Here is a 16,941-nt window from a genome sequence, read left to right as displayed (position 1 = left end):
TGCAGGCTGGTCCCGAGTGTGGCTCGGGGTCCTAGGCTTGGAAGACTGCGAGGAGCTGATCTCTTAGCGCTTCGAATTGCTTGGGCAGCTTGTTAGCCAGCTTCTCGAAGAACTCCTTATGTGACTCGACTTCGTTGCGCCACAGTTCCGTATCGACAGTCATCAATTTATTGAATTTGTCTTCCGTCACTGAATCACAACCAACCCAGTCCATATCTTGGAATCCTGGCATCCAACCCAGTTCGGTCTTTGTGGCATCAGCTTTCTGTTCTGTCCGGTTGAAAATCCACTTCAGAACGCGCAGATTCTCACCGAATCCAGGCCACATGAATTTGCCTTTCTCATCCACTCTGAACCAGTTTACGCAATAAATAGGTGGTGCTGATTCGAGTTGAGCGCCCATCTCCAGCCAGTGCGAGAAGTAATCGCCCATGTTGTAGCCACAGAATGGCAGCATTGCCATTGGGTCTCTGCGGACCTGTCCGACCTTGCCTATTGCGGCTGCAGTGGTTTCAGAACCGAGCGTGGCTGCCATATAGACGCCGGCATCCCAGCTCAACGACTCAACTACTAGCGGCACAGTTGTGGCACGACGACCACCAAAGACGAAAGCGCTAATAGGCACGCCAGCTGGGTCGTCCCAGTTGGGGTCGAGTGATGGGCAGCTCGTCGTCGATACTGTGAAACGGGCGTTCGGATGAGCCGCTGGTCGGCCACAACCTGGAGTCCATTCCTGCCCCTGCCAATCGGTCAGTACCGCAGGCGGTGTATCAGTCAGACCTTCCCACCAGACATCGCCTTCCGGAGTCAGTGCGACGTTGGTGAAGATGCAATTTTCTTTGAGGGTGGCGATAGCATTAGGATTCGTCTTTACGGAGGTGCCTGGGGCAACGCCGAAATATCCAGCTTCCGGATTTATGGCATAGAACTTGCCATCTTCACCAGGCTTGATCCAGGCGATATCATCACCGATCGTGGTGACTTTCCAGCCGCTCAATGGGGCCGGAGGAACAAGCATGGCCAGGTTGGTCTTGCCACAAGCGCTCGGAAATGCCGCAGCAATGTACTTCTTCACGCCTTCAGGAGACTCGAGACCGAGAATGAGCATGTGCTCAGCCAGCCAGCCTTCTTCGCGTGCCATTGTCGAGGCGATTCTCAAAGCAAAGCATTTTTTGCCAAGCAGAGCATTGCCACCATATCCGGAGCCGTATGACCAGATTTCGCGAGTTTCAGGGAAGTGACAGATGTACTTAACTTCAGGATTGCATGGCCAGGCTACGTCTTTCTCACCGACGGAGAGCGGCTTACCAACTGTGTGCATGCATGGAACGAACTCACCATTTTCACCGAGCACATCAATTACTGCTTTGCCCATGCGAGTCATGATGCGCATGCTCGCAACTACATATGGTGAATCGGTGATTTCTACTCCGATCTGAGCAATTTTCGAACCGAGCGGGCCCATGCTGAACGGAATGATGTACATTGTGCGTCCGCGCATGCAACCGTCGAACAGGTTGGTCAAAATTCCTTTTGCTTCAACTGGTGCCATCCAATTGTTTGTAGGACCGGCATCACTTTCCAGTTCCGAACATATGTAAGTGCTTTCTTCGACTCTGGCGACATCAGAGACATCAGAACGAGCTAAAAAACTGTTAGGACGCAACTCCGGATTAAGACGGAGTAACATTCCACTGTCGACCATCTCTTTGCAAAGAGTGTCGTACTCTTCTTTAGATCCATCACACCAGTGCACTTTGTCTGGTTTACACAGTGCAATTGCTTCCGATACCCACTTTGCTAATTTGAGATTTTTCACGTTGTATGTTGATTTAACAGACACGCCGGTCTGAGATGAGAGGGTGTTTATCATATTTTGTCGCGATCCTTGTCGGAAAGGTAGCTCGGTTTGAACATGCGAATCATAAGGCCATACTTCTTTACTTCGCTTATAAATTTTGCTTTTATTCACGGTTGCCCCGAGGCTGTCAAGCATCCATGGTTAGACTGTTTCCAGACTTGAATGAAGTAAATTTCGCGAACGAATAGACGCGCACGTCTCAATCAAATTTTTGCGTGGTAAGGATCACTCAGCATTTAAATTTCCTGACCGAAGCGCATTGGAGGATAAACGAAGTTGAATCAGACATCGGCAAAGGTGATATGTGGGTTGCTGGTGGTCATCTACGCAATTTTCATCCCGAAATTTTTCCTGGAGCAGTACAGCCTGGTCCAGAAGTTTAAACAGGCTCAGGAGTGGCCAACGGTTACCGGCACTGTCAAAAAAACTGATCGAATGGCCGAGCCGCGCCGCCAACACATGAACGGCTATACCGTTGCAGTCCAGTATGAATATGCGGTCAACGGTGCATCATTTTCCAATGTACAGGACACCTTTCTGACTGCCGGACAAATTTTCACCAACAAGTCATTCGATGAGAAAAGCAGCGCAGACCTCGCCAGCCGTTTTCCCGCTGGTAAAACGGTTCTCGTTCACTATAACAAGACCATGCCGGCCGATTCTTACATTGACGTCAATATTTCAACGGCAGCATTTCTGCCCTTCATCGCATTTGGCGCCGTGGGCCCTTTCTTGTTACTTATATATTTCGGGCTATTCGGCAAAGGCAGAATGCCAGTTTCTGCTAAGGAACAGGTCAATTGACGTGAGCTTAGCCCTTGAGAGCTTCTGCACCGCCGACGATTTCAAGCAATTCCTGAGTGATGCTTCCCTGACGCGCTTTGTTGTATACCAAACTGAGCGAAGCAATGAGGTCACGCGCATTGTTGGATGCGTCTGTCATCGCCTTCATTCGAGCGGCTAACTCAGCGGCCGATGCTTCCAGAAGAGTCTGATAGATCACGTTCTGCAAATATTTGGGCAGCAATTCTTTCTGCATCACTTCTTCGATTGATGGCTCGAACAATCTCTCAGGACGAAGCACTGAATGCTGAGCTTTTTCAGGAAGTTTGACCGGAATGAAATTGCTGTTGATGATTTCGGATCTCATCATCGAAATGAATTTAGTGCCGACGATTTCGATCTTATCGACCACCTTATCGCGGAAAAATTGCACGGCAGTGTCGGCAATCAATTCACTCTCTTGAATGCTCGGAACAGCAGGCAACAAAGTATAAGACTTCAGCTTTTCAATCTTGATCGATTTGAAGAAGCCTGCGGCTTTCAAACCAACAAGAATGAGCTTTACCTCTTTGCCTTCTTTCTGCAACTGCATTATGCGCTGCATCGCTTCACGAAAGACAGTCGTGTTGTAAGAACCGCACAACCCTCTGTCTGAGGATATGACGATCAGTCCAACCGACTTCACGTCTCTCGTCTGCAAGATGTCCATTCCCTGCAGATCGATCGGCGCTACTCCAGAAACAGCCTCTTGCAACATCTTAACGACAGCTGTAGTGAACGGCCTGGCGGCTTCCACTCTCATCTGTGCGCGACGCACTTTTGCCGCTGCGACAAGTCGCATGGCGCGAGTGATTTTTTGTGTAGCTTGAACGCTCTTGATCCTGTTTCGGATCGCCTTTAGATTTGGCATTTACCTGCTTCCCTGACTCGAACTAAGCCTTTTTGAAGAAAGTCTCTTTGAACTTGACGATTGCGTTGTAGAGGGCATCTTCGTCTTCTTTGCTCGGTTTGTCTCCGGCATTGAGTTTGGCTTCAACGTCTTTCGCCTGCGCAGAAAGATACTTGAACCATTCTTCTTTGAAGCGAGGAATGTCTTTCTGTTCTACATCGTCCAGCAAACCACGGTTGGCAGCGTAGAGAATAGATACTTGCTGAGCGAGAAGCAGCGGGTTGTACTGTGGCTGTTTCAGAACTTCAGTCAATTTCTGTCCGCGGCGAATCTGGTCTTGAGTAGCTTTGTCCAGGTCAGATGCGAACTGAGCGAAAGCTTCCAATTCGCGGAACTGAGCCAGGTCGAGTCTCAACTTACCTGCCACCAACTTCATCGCTTTAGTCTGAGCAGCACCACCGACTCGGCTTACTGAAATACCGGCGTTGATGGCTGGTCTGACACCGGCGTAGAACAAGTCAGTTTCAAGGAAGATCTGACCGTCAGTAATGGAAATTACGTTTGTCGGAATGTAAGCGGATACGTCACCAGCTTGTGTTTCGATAATCGGCAAAGCAGTGAGAGAGCCGGCACCAAGCTTGTCGCTCAATTTGGCGGCGCGCTCGAGCAAACGGCTGTGGAGATAGAAAACGTCTCCAGGGAACGCTTCACGACCTGGTGGGCGACGGAGCAGCAATGACATAGCGCGATAAGCAGCAGCATGCTTCGACAAGTCATCATATACACAGAGTGCATGCTGACCGCGTTGCATAAAGTACTCGCCGATTGCAGCCCCTGTATATGGTGCCAGGAATTGCATAGCTGGAGAAGATGTCGCAGGAGCGTCCACGATTACCGTGTACTCCATGGCGCCGTTATCTTCGAGAATCTTTTGAATACGACCGATGTTGCTTTCTTTCTGACCGATTGCTACGTAGATGCAAACTGGACGATTAGGCTGTGTCTTCTGGTTGATGATGGCATCAATGGCGATGGCAGTCTTTCCAGTCTGACGGTCGCCGATGATGAGCTCGCGCTGACCGCGGCCGATTGGAATCATGCCGTCGATAGCAGCGATACCTGTCATGAGAGGTTCATGTACTGATTTACGCTGAACAATACCTGGTGCCTTCACTTCGATCGGGCTGAATTCAGTTGCCTGAATTGGTCCCTTGCCGTCGAGAGGTTGACCGATCGGATTGACGATACGTCCGAGCATGCACTCACCAACTGGTGTCGATGCGATACGACCGGTCGTCTTAACCGACATGCCCTCATAGATTTTTCTGCCTTCACCGAGAATTACAACACCGACGTTGTCTTCTTCGAGGTTAAGAACCATTCCAGCGGTGCGGTCTTCGTCGTCGAACTCGACCAATTCACCAGCCATGGCTTTTTCCATGCCGTAGATACGGGCGATACCGTCGCCTACGCTGAGAACGCTTCCTACGTTGGAGACGTTCAGCGTCGAACGATACGTATCGAGCTGTTGCTTAAGGATGGAAGTGATTTCATCAGGGCGAATAGCCATTTTGTTCTAACCTCTTGTATTGATGCGGTCTCGTTGCGGTGGGAGTAAATCTAGACTGATAGTAGTGCTCGTTCGATGCTCTGTAATTTGCCTTTGAGACTACCGTCGATAACCTGGTCGCCCAGTCTCAAGACAACACCGCCTATGAGGGACGGATCAACTTTGACTTCGAGCTCCAGTTTCTTTCCGAGATGCTCAGTCAATCTCGCCTTGATATCGGCGACAGCTGAGTCACTCAATTTGTCGGCGCAAACGAGGCTTGCACCAACGATATTTTTGCGATTATTCAATGATTGACGAAATTGACGTTCGATTTCCGGAAGCAGATTCAAACGTCTCTTGTCGAGAAGAAGCTCTAAAAGACGCATAGTCAGGTCATTTACAGACTTGGAGAAAAGCGAGCTGAGCAACTCTCTTTTCTTTTCGCTCTGAATTCCCGGGTGTCCGAGAATCAGATCGAGATCAGGAACGTCAGTAGTGACTTGATTGATTGCCACCAATTCGCTGAGAATCTTGTCTGCCAGAGCATCGTTGCCGTCTCTCACGGCGAGTTCCAATACTGCATCGGCATATTGGCTGGCAACTGTAGCTAATTCTGTTTTCATTCCTCTTCCCTGCTTCCCAGTTGCCTAGTGCGTCTTCATTTGCAAACGATCTTCGTCTGAGAGACTGGATCGCTGCGATGTAGAACTATCAAGCTGCTCCATAAACTGATTGAGCAATTTACCTCTGATACTGTCGTTCATCATCGAAGGCAAAGCTTGTTCAGTCAGATGGATAGCCGCTTTTGCTGCGACGCCACGAAGTTCTGTGACCGCAACGGCACGTTCCGTGGAAATCTGATTTTGCAGTTTCAGCGTCAGATCAGCGAGATCTTTTTCTGTTTGCTTTTGACGTTGCACGCGCAGCTCTTCGGCTAGAGCCTGAGCATCAGTCTTCTTCTTAGCGACTTCCTGCTCGACGTTGGCGACTTTGGCTTCTTGCTCTTTCAAGAGCGCTTCAGCCTGCGCACGAGCCTCAGATGCTTCACGCAAAGCAGTAGTGATGCTTTCTTCGCGCTTAGCGAACATCGCAGGAGTTACTTTGTTCCAGAGAATGATCAACAAAACAACCAGCACCAGCCAGTTGATTACGTTGTTCTCGAAAAGATGTGCGAGCGCGGCATATCCCGACAACTGCTCGCCCGATTCAACTGCAAACAGAAACATTATCTAGCTTCCTCCAAGGCACGTTTAATGGTGCCTGAATCCAAACTGATGTGGGCGCTGTCGCCAATCAGTTTCTTAGTAATGCTTTCAACCAGCCCTTTCTCTTGCTCGACGAGCTCGTCTATCAAGACACCTCTTTCGGATGCAAGCTTTTCTCGGGCTGCTTGAATCTCTGCTTGACCCTTGTCGTACACCTTCTTCAGTTCGGCAGCACGAGTCTTCTCGGCTGCAGTGGTCGTTTCAGTGATCAACGCCTGCGCTTCAGCATTGGCTGTCTGAATGCGAGCGTGATACTGTGCCACCACTTCGTTTGCTTTCTCGCGAGCGGCGGCGGCGGCATCAATGTTGCCACGGATGATCGCTTGCCGGTCTGCGAGCGCCTTGCCAACAGGCTTCAGGACCATCTCATTGAGAAGGACCATGAAGCCTAAAAACATAACAACGAAAATCGGGCAGGTGAGATTTAAGTCAAACATATCTTGGATTCTACTGTTTTGTTGAGAAGACTTAGACTTTGGTGCCGTTCAGGTAAAGAAGAATGGCGACAACGAAAGCGAGCAGCCCAAGAGCTTCCATCAAAGCGGCGATGATGATGGCGTTTGCCAACAACTTACCAGCCATTTCAGGTTGACGAGCCATACCTTCGAGAGCACGAGCACCTGCAACGCCGATGCCGATTCCAGGACCGAAAACGCCTACAACAGCGATACCAGCGCCTACGAGGGATGCGCACTTCACCATAGTGGATGGGTCTACTGCAGCAGTGGCTGCTTGTGCAATGAGTTGGTGTTCCACAACGTTCTCCTTTGAACTCACAGAGTGACGACTTGAGCGCTGCGCATGCAAATGACGCTAGAGACAACTGCCTTGCGTTGTCACGCAAGTTGAGAGTCTCCCCTCAAGCCGCCTCAAATTATAACAAGTCAAACCAGCGCTATTGCGTTGTTTAAAGCGCATGTTGCCTTAATAAAAGCTGTATTTTCGTTAGCCGTGCATAGTCTACGCAGCCCAGACTGCCCGACATCTGCGAAAAGTGGTGGCGCTTTGAAACTGCGATGACCGATGCACGCGAGACGTTTGCGCTCCATGTACGATGCACGCGAGACGCGTGCGCTCCATGTTCGCGCGGTTCTTTAGTGGTGTTCCGCTACAGTCAGTCCGATATAAATCGATGTCAGAAGCGCAAATACGAAAGCCTGAATCACTCCGATGAAGAGCTCGAATCCCATGATCGCTGTCGGAACCAGGATCGGGCACATGAGCAAGAAAGCGCCGCGCATCAACTCGTCGGCGGTAATTACAACCATCAAACGAAGAGCGAGTGTGGAAGGGCGCACCACCATGTCCATAACTTCGATCGGCGCCATCGGTGTGAGGAAGAGGGTCTTGGCATACTTGCCACCATGCTTCCAGAAGCCGGAACCGAGATAGACAATCAAGGCAACAAGAGCTAACCCTGCCGTGACATTGATATCTGTAGTCGGTGACGCAATTTCAAACGCTTCTGCATGCGGTCCGGTCTCACCATTGAGCTTCGGCCAGCCCGGAATGATTTCTTCAAAGAGCTTGTAAGGACCAACTCCGAGGAAGTTTCCAGTTAACACAAAAATAAATATTGCTGCGATCAGAGGGAAGAAAGTCTTGTAGTGATGCCCAATCTGCCCATGTGCCAGGTCGTCGACGAAAGTGTACAGCCCCTCGACAATCGCCTGCATTTTTCCGCCCGGTCCGGCGACCTGCATGCTTCCTGCCACCATCGACCCGACACCGAGGATACCCAGCATACACAGTGCACTCAACCCGATCGTGTCGGCGTGGATGACGCCGATCGCATCTGTGGGAGTGCCGACGCCTAACTGATAAAGAAAAAGATTCTTGCCTAACATCTAGATGTGGTCCCGCCGAATGTCCGTTGATATATCCCAGGATCGTCTTTGCAGCCAAGCTGCGACTGAGGCTGCCTGACCAGGCCGCTTCGACCAGGAATGATACCAGATGCAAGTCGCAGCACATAAAGGCTATCAGAATCTATTTCGTTTCTGATGCCGCTGCACCAAACTAGTAAAACAACGCAACCTACTTGCTTGATTTGTCAGCAGCCAGGGCCTTCGCCACCATACGCCATAAACCAAGACACATACCGAGAAGCGATAGAACAATCGCCAACCAGGGAGCAGTATCCAACTTGCCGTCCAACCAGAAACCGCCCCAGGCGCCCAGACCGACCAGAACGGCGATAGCCAGCACCGACTCACCCGCACCTGCCAGCTGGTCTGCTATGTCCTTCGGAATCAGTGCCATGAATGCCTCAAATGTCCATAAAAACTGGGAAGTTCCCACCTGGCTCATCGCCCCACTACTATCGTAGGCGAAATTCGTTACTTTGTACGTTTTTCGTGACTGAGTGCGCTTTGCAAGCGTCGAATGGCACGGTTGCGCGATTCCAGCAGACGCCGGGTTATTTTCGCTGCCCAAAAGAGGATCAGAGCGCTCAATAGTGGGCATAAGAGAAGTTAGGGTTTGCTATGCTTATTTAACTAATGCTAACAACTGAGATCATCAGACCCTAGCGACCAAAGTCCACTTGGAAGGAGTTGTCAATCAATGTTCGAACGCCTCGGTAACTTGTTCAGGGCTATGTTCAACGCGATTTTGGGAAAGATGGAAGACCCCCAGATCATGCTGGAGCAAACCTATCAGGATTTGCAATCCAATTTGATTCAGGTGAGGCAGGCAGTGGCTCAGGCAATTGCCACCGAAAAGCAGCTCGAGCAGCAACTTCAGAAGAATAAAGACCAGGCTGAAACCTGGCAAAATCGCGCCGCAATGGCGGTTCAGCAGGGCAACGACGACCTGGCCAAACAAGCGCTACAACGCCGTCAACAGTATGTGCAGGCTGCCACTGACCTGGAAACACAGCTCAAGTCGCAGAGAGAGTCGACAGTGACGCTGCGTCAGAGACTGACCGACCTCGAAGCTGAAGTGCAGAAGGCTTACACCAAGAAACAAGTTCTTATTGCTCGTGACAAGGCAGCTCAAGCCACTTCGAAAGCCAATGAGATCTTGTCCAAAACGACCTCCTCAGGCGCCATGTCAGTTATTGAAAAGATGGAAACAAAAGTCCAGGAGCGCGAAGCCAAAGCTGCTGCCCTGGCTGAGCTGAGCACTGACAGTCTGGATAAACAATTCAAGAACTTTGAAGGAAAGTCAGACGTCGAGATGGAACTGCTCGCCTTGAAGCAATCTATGGGCAAGGCAGACAACAAAATCAGCGTTAAAGAGCCGGTTCTAATCGAAACCAAAGGTGATGGAGACATCACAGTTGACGCGAAATATGTGAAAGAAGAAGACGAAGTTTAGTCTTCTCCACGCAGATTCTCTTAATGGGCGCTGGTAACGGCGCCCATTTTGTTTGTATATTTACGCCATGAGCACTGCCCTGAAATTCGAGCTGGAAGCGGTTTGTCCCTGGTCTGGCGCACGAGCCGGACGATTCACGACACCACACGGTGTCGTCGAAACGCCAGTTTTCATGCCGGTTGGAACTAACGGTGCATTGAAAGCCGTAACTTTCGACCAGGTACGAAATTGCGATGCGCAAATCGTTCTGAGCAACTCCTACCATCTATATCTGCGACCGGGCCACGAATTGGTGCGAGAAGCCGGCGGTCTCCACAAGTTCATCAGCTGGGATAAACCGATTTTGACCGACTCAGGCGGATTTCAGGTATTCAGCCTGGACATGTTGCGCCGGATAACAGAAGACGGGGTTTTCTTCAAAGATCATCGTACCGGTCGAGAACACTTCATCGGACCGGCTAAATCGATGGAAATTCAAAACTACATCGGTGCCGATATCATCATGGCTTTCGATGATTGCGTGAAGAATCCCGCTACATACGATGAAGCGCTGGCATCAATGGAGCGTACACATAGATGGCTCGAGAAATGCGTCGAGCATCACGCCCGTAAAGACGACCAGGCTCTGTTCGGCATCGTGCAAGGCAGTATGTATGAAGAACTGCGCGCCCGATCTGTTGATGCTGTGACAGGCTTTGACCTGCCGGGATTTGCAATCGGAGGCGTGGCGGTCGGCGAAGATCGAAGCACTATAGAGCGCATCGTCAAATACACAACGCCGCTTCTGCCCACTGACAAACCTCGCTATCTGATGGGCGTAGGCACACCATGGGATATCTCTTATGCCATCAGATGCGGTATCGACATGTTCGACTGTGTTTCGCCGACTCGCCTGGCTAGACATGGCGCTGCCTTTACCAGGCAGGGACGCATCTCGCTGCGCACATCAAAGTACAACAAAGACTTCACCCCGCTTGAAGACGATTGCGAATGCTTCACATGCAAGATGCATACGAAGGCGTACCTGCACCATCTCTTCCGGGTCAGAGAGCAAGCGGGTGGAACATTACTGTCGATTCACAACATCCATCACTTGATTCGCCAGGCAGTCGAGTGCCGAGAGGCAATTTTGAATGGAACCTTCAAGGAATACTTCGAAAAACAGATCGTGCTGCACGAACAAGATCAAGAAGCCAGAGCCGCGGCACAAACGCGCTAGACTCTTTGCAACAGAACCTGATATTGATCGTCAAGAACTCTTAGATCTCGTATAAAAGTTTCAATGGAACAACTTTAGCCTCCGTGAAAGCTCAGAGAAAGTCTTTATATATAGATAGACCAAAGCGCAGGATATTTTTCACCCTCCCGATTGCCATCCTGACCGGAATGCTTTGCGCAGCGCAGGTTTACGGCGATTCTGCCGAAGCTGAAGCTGACAGAGAAATGAGCCAGGGGCACTTTCAGAACGCCTGCCGGCTATACAAACTGGCAATTGCCACCCATCGATCAGATGTCAGCATCTTGATTAAGGCAGCTCAGGCATACGAAGCAGCCGGCGATCTTGATGAAGCGATTCACCGGGCCCGGGAAGCCACTGTGTTCGAGCCCAATAACGCCGATGCTCGCCTCGCCCTGGCGCACTTTCTTGATGCCAATCGAGACGAAAAGGCTGCGATTATGCAGTTCGAAATGGCCCTGGACGTCAAAAACGCACCAGCAGAAACTCGAAAAGCAGCTTATGGACCACTTCTAAGACTGCTCAGGCACCAGAACCAGTTCGAGAAACTGGCCAAAACCGCTCGCCGAGGCGTTCATGAATTTCCGCAAGACTCGGATGCGCACTACAACCTAGCCTGGGCGCTTTCTCAATTACCTGAAGAGGACACAAAGAGTGCGGCCAAAATTAAGCGTGAAGGAATATCTGAATACCAGAAATCCATTTTGCTCGGAAACAAACGTGCCGCCGTGCATTTGAACCTGGCGATGTTGCTGGCTGATTCAGGCGACAAAAAATCGGCCGAACAGGAGTTGTCGACCTTTCTAAAACTCGCTCCAGCTGAAGCGAATCGCACTGAAGTAGCGACTTTGAAAAAGCAACTGAACGAGAAACAGAATGAAATGAACGAGAAACAGAATGAAATGAATGAGTGAACTGAATGAATAAATGCGGAAGTTGCACGAGTGCATGCAAGACCGCACAAGCAAATACAAAGCTTAAGTAGCAAATGCAAAGCTTAAGTAGCGAATGCGAAACTGAACGGCGCAAGACTAAACGAGAGCTGAGTGTTGCCACTGTATATAGTGGCAACGCAGACCAGATCTCGTTAATCAAAACATTACCTGGCTAACGGATACACCAAATACCTGCGCTAGGTTTTCTAACTTGACAACACTGCGTCTTTTCCAGTATTTTCATAGAACCCTTTAAAACCTTCGTACTACGGTCAAATATCAATTGAAACGTAAGGAAATTACACTTTCCGCGGTTCGACTGCCTCAGCCTGGCGGTTTGCTGCTTCGCTCAATGCGTTGCAGGCGCTGGCGAGATCAGGCAGGTTCGGCCGGTGTTGCTGAATTCGTCGTGGCCCTGGTCGTAATCGTCATGGTAGTTTTCTGCCTGATTGACCTTGTAGCAACGACAGCCAGCTATGCCGCAATAACTCTTGCCAGCCGGCAAGCAAGCTTCAAGGCAGCTACCGCCAATAGCATCGACAGTGCCTTGTTCGAGATGCAAAACGCCGTCACAGGGCTGGCAGATTCGGGTCTGGGACGTTTTGCTCACTTAAAACCGGTCGGAGGTTACAACGGCTGCGGCGCAGACCTCTTCATCAATGTCACTCAAATCGCCACAGGTAGCACATCGGTGATTGGACCCAACCTGGGCATTCAAAGACCTCCGGGCTCCAAACAAATCGAATCAGACGTCAACATATATGAGTGCGCAGCCCGTCTGACCTACGAAATGGGTCCATTGGTTCCGCTCACCGGCATTCCCTTGTTGAAAGACATTCCCGGCTGCGGCAGACCAGCGACCATTCAAGTCTCCACAAACATTGCCCTGGAACAGCCTGAACGACTGGCCATCGGCGCAGGCGCTGATCCGAATGCCGGCACCACCGCCCCTTCAGGAACAGGCATCGTACCCGGCAGTGGCACCAATAGCGGTGGCTTCCAACTGGGCGGCTGGAACTATCCACAACCGTTAATCTTCGTGCCCCTGGTCGGGCAAACGATATTGGAACAGAAAGACATGATCATTACGGGTCAGGGACCAGCACCATACTCACCAAACGACGACGATAACTGGTTCGATACGGGAATAGACGTCGGTCCTGATAATCGAGTTTCGGTGGCATGGAACTTTCACGCCATGGGAGCCTGGAGCCACGCGGGTCCCGGCGCCTTCCCACCCTACGATGCGGACGGCGCACCAACAGTATCGCCTAACTTCGGCATGCCGACAGGCGTAATGATCGGCCGAGTAACGAGAACAGGAGAGTTGTTCCGGGTCGGCAAAGACTTCCTCAACTACTCGCCGGTTGAAAGCGGTCGCCTCTACTTACGCTTGAACGATGGTCCTCTCGGCTTTTACAACAACTCAGGTCAACAGCAAGTGACCGTCTTTCTTACTAATTAGTCATGACCATGAAATACCCATGGGCACGAACTATCCGCAACAAGAACGGTGGTGGCATTCTTCCACTCTTGCTGGTAACGCTTGGAGGAATCGTTCTAGTTCTGGCCGTCTTTAGCTGGCGTTTCACATCAATGCTGGGCACCCACCAGGAACAAACAACGGCCACCCAAGCAGCCGCACTGGCAGCGGCTCGGGCTATGAGCAGTATAGTCGTCAACGATCCTCAGTTTGGCTACATCTCGCTCACTGATTCGGCAGCGAAGGGAAAAGGTCTCACCGCATCTGATGGCTATGCACTGCCGGTGCGCAGTTTTAACGACTTGCTTGCAACAATCAGACTGGACATGATCGTAGCTGATACTATTGGCGATCAGTCGATGAGACAGTTTGCCGATGCCGACTATCAATCTTTAATGGGTGCAAAGGACAGATTAATCCAGTCCCTGCAAGCGGCCGCAAATGGACATCAACAATTTGATCGTGAAGGTCAAGCGATTGATGTAATCGCGGAAGCTACAAACGCCTACAACGCCAATATTGTGAGGATGGGCGGTAACGGCGCGACGCTCATACCCGGTTCACTCAAGATTTCAATTGGTTGCATTCCCGGTTCTCGCACCAATACACAAACTCCTCTGCCGAGCACCTACGCATTTACGCCTGCCTCAGCACAAGAAAATAACTTCTATCGAGCCTACATCAACGTTCCTTATTCCGGAAAAGACTTCGTTTTTGCTGCCATTCACGACAGTATATTTCTGGTTGACCATTCCAAATTCCAACTCGATCCGGGTTTGCCCTACTTTGTGCCAAGCATAGTCCGAGCCGAAGCAGACGAACAGTATATGGGCAACAACACTCCGGGCTCAGAAGGGAAGCACGTGGTGCACGTCACAGCATGCGCACAATGTGGAACACCTCCTGAGCCGCATAACGCGCCGGGGGCGCTGTTCGTTTCCTTTCCCGATGGGAAATTGGGCGAACTGGGGAAAGTAGCAGACTTTAGAACAGATCCGATTTTAAACACAACAGCGCTGGCCATACGCACCACCACATCTGGTGACGATTACCCACAGGGAAAACTGGGCGGCACCACAGTCGGTTGGGCACCTTCTGCAGCTCAAATGTGGTCCAGGGTATTTTACGACTGGCTGCGTCGGGGCGGACCGGCAGTGAACGTCAAAGCGGTTGTAGATATGCAAACCGACGCCATCGCTCCATCGTTTGCCTCAAACGATCTTGGCTTTATCAATGTCTATACCTTTTATTCCACAGGCTCCAGCAAAGGGTGGATCAAGAAACGCTCGCTTGAAACGAATCCCAGAATCTATGGAGTCTTGAGCGATCAGCAAATCTGTGCCACTTCGCTGAAACCATTTCTGGCTACAAGCAGGGGTTATCCCTTCGACGTAACTTTCATCGACAACGTCTACCGCAGTGGCACCGCAAGCGGTGGCAAGCACGGCGGCGAGCCAATTGTTGACACGAGAATGAGCAATGCGATTTTAACGAGTTCCAGCCAAAATCCGCCCATCTTAGGATCACTGGGCTTGCCTCGTGGACGATACAACTCCTATACCTGGGATGGACGTTTCGGCGGCTCAGCATACTACTTCTTCAAACTAAATCTGATTCAACCACAGACATCGACGCCTAAACCACCTGGAGGGGCGAATGCACCACAACCAGGACAGCCCCAGAAAACAGCAGCGAACGCCGGTGAATTGAGACCAACTTACGCCAGCGACGGAATGGCAGGTGAGATAGCTTTTCACAAAGAGAAATTCATGACGCCGTGTCAGATAGACAAATTTATGACAACGGGATTCTGAACCAGAAAGTGCTGCCTGCGCCTTTTTCACTTTCGACCCCGATTGTGCCGCCGTGCGCTTCGATGATTCGCTTGCATATCGTCAGTCCAAGCCCGCTGCCCTTTTTTTTGCGTGCATCGTCCTTTTCGTCGACCTGTTTGAACCGCTCAAAAACGAGAGCGAGCTGATCTTTTGGAATGCCCCTTCCCTGGTCTACAACAGCGAAATATGCCTGCTCATTTTCTCGCCTGTACTCCAACGAAACCACCGTGTTCGACGGAGAAAACTTAATGGCATTGGAGAGAAGGTTGACCAAAACTTGAATAATCAGACCTTCGTCCACTTCTATTTCGTCGGTAGAATCAGCCACTGCAAGTTTGATGCAAGCGCGCTCAGCAAGAGAATCAACCGACTCGCAGCTGCGTTCAAAAAGCTTAGACACTTCAACCTTTTCGCGGAAGATTTTCATCTGCCCTTCCTCAAGGCGATCTATGTCAAGCAAGTTATTGATCAAATTGATCAAGCGGGCCATATCTGAGGCTGACATTTTAGAGCGCCTTGTTACCTGGTCGGGCATTTCGCCGAAATGATCCGAACTTAGAAGCTGAAGAAACACTTGAACGGACATGAGCGGACTGCGCAAGTCATGACTGATCATGGCGACGAAATCGCGTTTCATGCGCTCTATCTCGCGCTCCTTTGTCACATCATGAACGACGCAATAGAAACTCTGATTCTCAGCTGACCAGGCTCCAGTCCAGAGAACATCAGTTTGCTCAGGGCCTGCTAATTGGACATCACAGTGAATTTTTTCACCAGTGCTTAAAGCACGTTCGAGAGCCGTTCGAAATGTATCATGATGCTCCGCTTTAATAACATCAAATGCGGTGCTGCGCAGCACTTGCTCCTGCTCTCGTCCCCAGCCCGCGAACACCGATTTGCTCACCTGGGTAAACCGTCCACCGGAGTCAAGGGCACAGATGATATCAATAGCATTATCCAGGATAGCCCGCTCTTTCTCCCTGGCTTCAGCCAGAGCTTTAGCCATATCGTGGAAGGAAGAATCGAACGTGGCTATTTCGTCATTACCTTCAACACGTTCAAGCAGCGGTTTGCCCGCAGGCAAGCGCGAGACGTTTTCCATCATAGTGCGCAATCGGCGAGCAATGTCCTGGGAGTAGAAGAGCATGACACCGATGGCGATGGCGATGCTGAGAACTATTCCTGAATTAGTCAAGATTCTGAGCGAAGAGAATGCATCCGGAACATCTTTTGGCCGTAACGGTGTTCTGACCTGTTCTTTCTCTAGTATTGTCTTACGCGTCAACCACAAGTCTCTCCAGAGTTCCTTCACATCAGCATTGACAGCGACATCTCCGCCTTTGTGACCGAACTGATTGGCAGCGACTACTGAATCCAACTGCCCATGCAACTTTGCTGCCAGATCTGCCAGATGTCCATAATCCTTTTCATAACCGCTGACTGCAAACAGAGCGGAGTTCTCCTTTAGTTCTCTCCTGGTATCATCACGAACCGATCTGTAGACATCGAGAAATTCTTTATCGCCACTCACTGCGTATCCATTTGCGGACAGCGACGAAACAGAAAGAAGGACTCCAAGCCAGTTCAGATGCCCTATCACGAGAGTGTTGTGCATCTGCTTCTGATAGAGACTGACTGCCTTTGAAAGCAATCGATCGTAAGCGACAAAACAAGAGAGCTGCACCAGCAATGGCAATAGAATCAACAAAAGACCTTTTTTAGAGAGTGTCAATCGCATCTCAAAAACTCTCACAATCAGTGACGCTGATCTGCCCGACAA

General features: G+C 50.5%; 16 protein-coding genes. 6 read left to right on the top strand and 10 right to left on the bottom strand.

Annotated elements, in window-relative coordinates; genetic code table 11:
• Positions 1 to 31: 31 nt before the first annotated feature.
• The gene (locus EKK48_10845; protein RTL42479.1) at positions 32 to 1,873 is read right to left on the bottom strand and encodes a phosphoenolpyruvate carboxykinase (GTP); all 1,842 of its coding nucleotides are present in this window, start codon (positions 1,871 to 1,873) and stop codon (positions 32 to 34) included.
• A 264-nt stretch (positions 1,874 to 2,137) separates the two neighbouring features.
• Here EKK48_10845 and EKK48_10840 point away from each other — a divergent pair, with 264 nt between their 5' ends.
• Positions 2,138 to 2,665 carry a DUF3592 domain-containing protein gene (locus tag EKK48_10840; GenBank protein ID RTL42478.1) on the top strand — a complete coding sequence of 176 codons (528 nt, stop codon included), beginning with the start codon at positions 2,138 to 2,140 and terminating at the stop codon, positions 2,663 to 2,665.
• Between the two features lie 7 nt (positions 2,666 to 2,672).
• Here EKK48_10840 and atpG read toward each other — a convergent pair whose 3' ends face one another.
• The 8 genes from atpG to EKK48_10800 all read right to left on the bottom strand — a co-directional run bounded on the left by atpG (position 2,673) and on the right by EKK48_10800 (position 8,612).
• Positions 2,673 to 3,554 carry an ATP synthase F1 subunit gamma gene (atpG, locus tag EKK48_10835; GenBank protein RTL42477.1) on the bottom strand — a complete coding sequence of 294 codons (882 nt, stop codon included), beginning with the start codon at positions 3,552 to 3,554 and terminating at the stop codon, positions 2,673 to 2,675.
• Positions 3,555 to 3,576: 22 nt separating this feature from the next.
• Positions 3,577 to 5,103 (bottom strand): F0F1 ATP synthase subunit alpha, encoded by a 1,527-nt coding sequence (locus EKK48_10830; GenBank protein RTL42476.1) that lies wholly within the window; start codon positions 5,101 to 5,103, stop codon positions 3,577 to 3,579.
• 50 nt (positions 5,104 to 5,153) lie between these two features.
• Complete coding sequence (gene atpH / locus EKK48_10825) at positions 5,154 to 5,708, bottom strand: ATP synthase F1 subunit delta (protein ID RTL42475.1); 555 nt, start codon at positions 5,706 to 5,708, stop codon at positions 5,154 to 5,156.
• A gap of 24 nt (positions 5,709 to 5,732) precedes the next feature.
• Positions 5,733 to 6,311, bottom strand: coding sequence for a hypothetical protein (locus EKK48_10820; GenBank protein ID RTL42474.1), 579 nt, complete (start codon positions 6,309 to 6,311; stop codon positions 5,733 to 5,735).
• Positions 6,311 to 6,787, bottom strand: coding sequence for a hypothetical protein (locus EKK48_10815; protein ID RTL42473.1), 477 nt, complete (start codon positions 6,785 to 6,787; stop codon positions 6,311 to 6,313). Before EKK48_10815 ends, EKK48_10820 begins: the two co-directional genes overlap by 1 nt.
• Positions 6,788 to 6,818: 31 nt before the next feature.
• The gene (gene atpE / locus EKK48_10810; protein ID RTL42795.1) at positions 6,819 to 7,052 is read right to left on the bottom strand and encodes an ATP synthase F0 subunit C; all 234 of its coding nucleotides are present in this window, start codon (positions 7,050 to 7,052) and stop codon (positions 6,819 to 6,821) included.
• A gap of 392 nt (positions 7,053 to 7,444) precedes the next feature.
• Positions 7,445 to 8,197, bottom strand: a complete 753-nt coding sequence (locus tag EKK48_10805; protein RTL42472.1) for a F0F1 ATP synthase subunit A — start codon at positions 8,195 to 8,197, stop codon at positions 7,445 to 7,447.
• A 190-nt stretch (positions 8,198 to 8,387) separates the two neighbouring features.
• The gene (locus EKK48_10800; GenBank protein RTL42471.1) at positions 8,388 to 8,612 is read right to left on the bottom strand and encodes an AtpZ/AtpI family protein; all 225 of its coding nucleotides are present in this window, start codon (positions 8,610 to 8,612) and stop codon (positions 8,388 to 8,390) included.
• A gap of 303 nt (positions 8,613 to 8,915) precedes the next feature.
• On the opposite strand from EKK48_10800, the gene EKK48_10795 reads away from it, so the two are divergent.
• From EKK48_10795 to EKK48_10775, 5 genes are all read left to right on the top strand, one after another.
• Entirely contained in the window at positions 8,916 to 9,671 is a 756-nt protein-coding gene (locus EKK48_10795; GenBank protein RTL42470.1) for a PspA/IM30 family protein, read from the top strand.
• Positions 9,672 to 9,738: 67 nt separating this feature from the next.
• Complete coding sequence (locus tag EKK48_10790; protein ID RTL42469.1) at positions 9,739 to 10,890, top strand: tRNA guanosine(34) transglycosylase Tgt; 1,152 nt, start codon at positions 9,739 to 9,741, stop codon at positions 10,888 to 10,890.
• Between the two features lie 83 nt (positions 10,891 to 10,973).
• On the top strand, positions 10,974 to 11,822 hold the full coding sequence (locus EKK48_10785) for a hypothetical protein (protein RTL42468.1): 849 nt from the start codon (positions 10,974 to 10,976) through the stop codon (positions 11,820 to 11,822).
• 304 nt (positions 11,823 to 12,126) lie between these two features.
• A complete protein-coding gene (locus EKK48_10780; protein ID RTL42467.1) occupies positions 12,127 to 13,308 on the top strand; it encodes a hypothetical protein in 1,182 nt (393 codons plus the stop codon).
• Positions 13,309 to 13,310: 2 nt separating this feature from the next.
• The gene (locus EKK48_10775; protein ID RTL42466.1) at positions 13,311 to 15,140 is read left to right on the top strand and encodes a hypothetical protein; all 1,830 of its coding nucleotides are present in this window, start codon (positions 13,311 to 13,313) and stop codon (positions 15,138 to 15,140) included.
• Here the strand turns inward: EKK48_10775 and EKK48_10770 are convergent.
• Positions 15,121 to 16,899 carry a PAS domain S-box protein gene (locus EKK48_10770; protein ID RTL42465.1) on the bottom strand — a complete coding sequence of 593 codons (1,779 nt, stop codon included), beginning with the start codon at positions 16,897 to 16,899 and terminating at the stop codon, positions 15,121 to 15,123. The two genes, EKK48_10775 and EKK48_10770, sit on opposite strands and share 20 nt — an antisense overlap.
• Positions 16,900 to 16,941 lie beyond the last annotated feature (42 nt).

The organism is Candidatus Melainabacteria bacterium (assembly GCA_003963305.1).
Taxonomy (GTDB): domain Bacteria; phylum Cyanobacteriota; class Vampirovibrionia; order Obscuribacterales; family Obscuribacteraceae; genus PALSA-1081.
The sequence above is the reverse complement of the archived record's forward strand: the minus strand, read 5'-3'. Positions and strand labels throughout refer to the sequence as shown.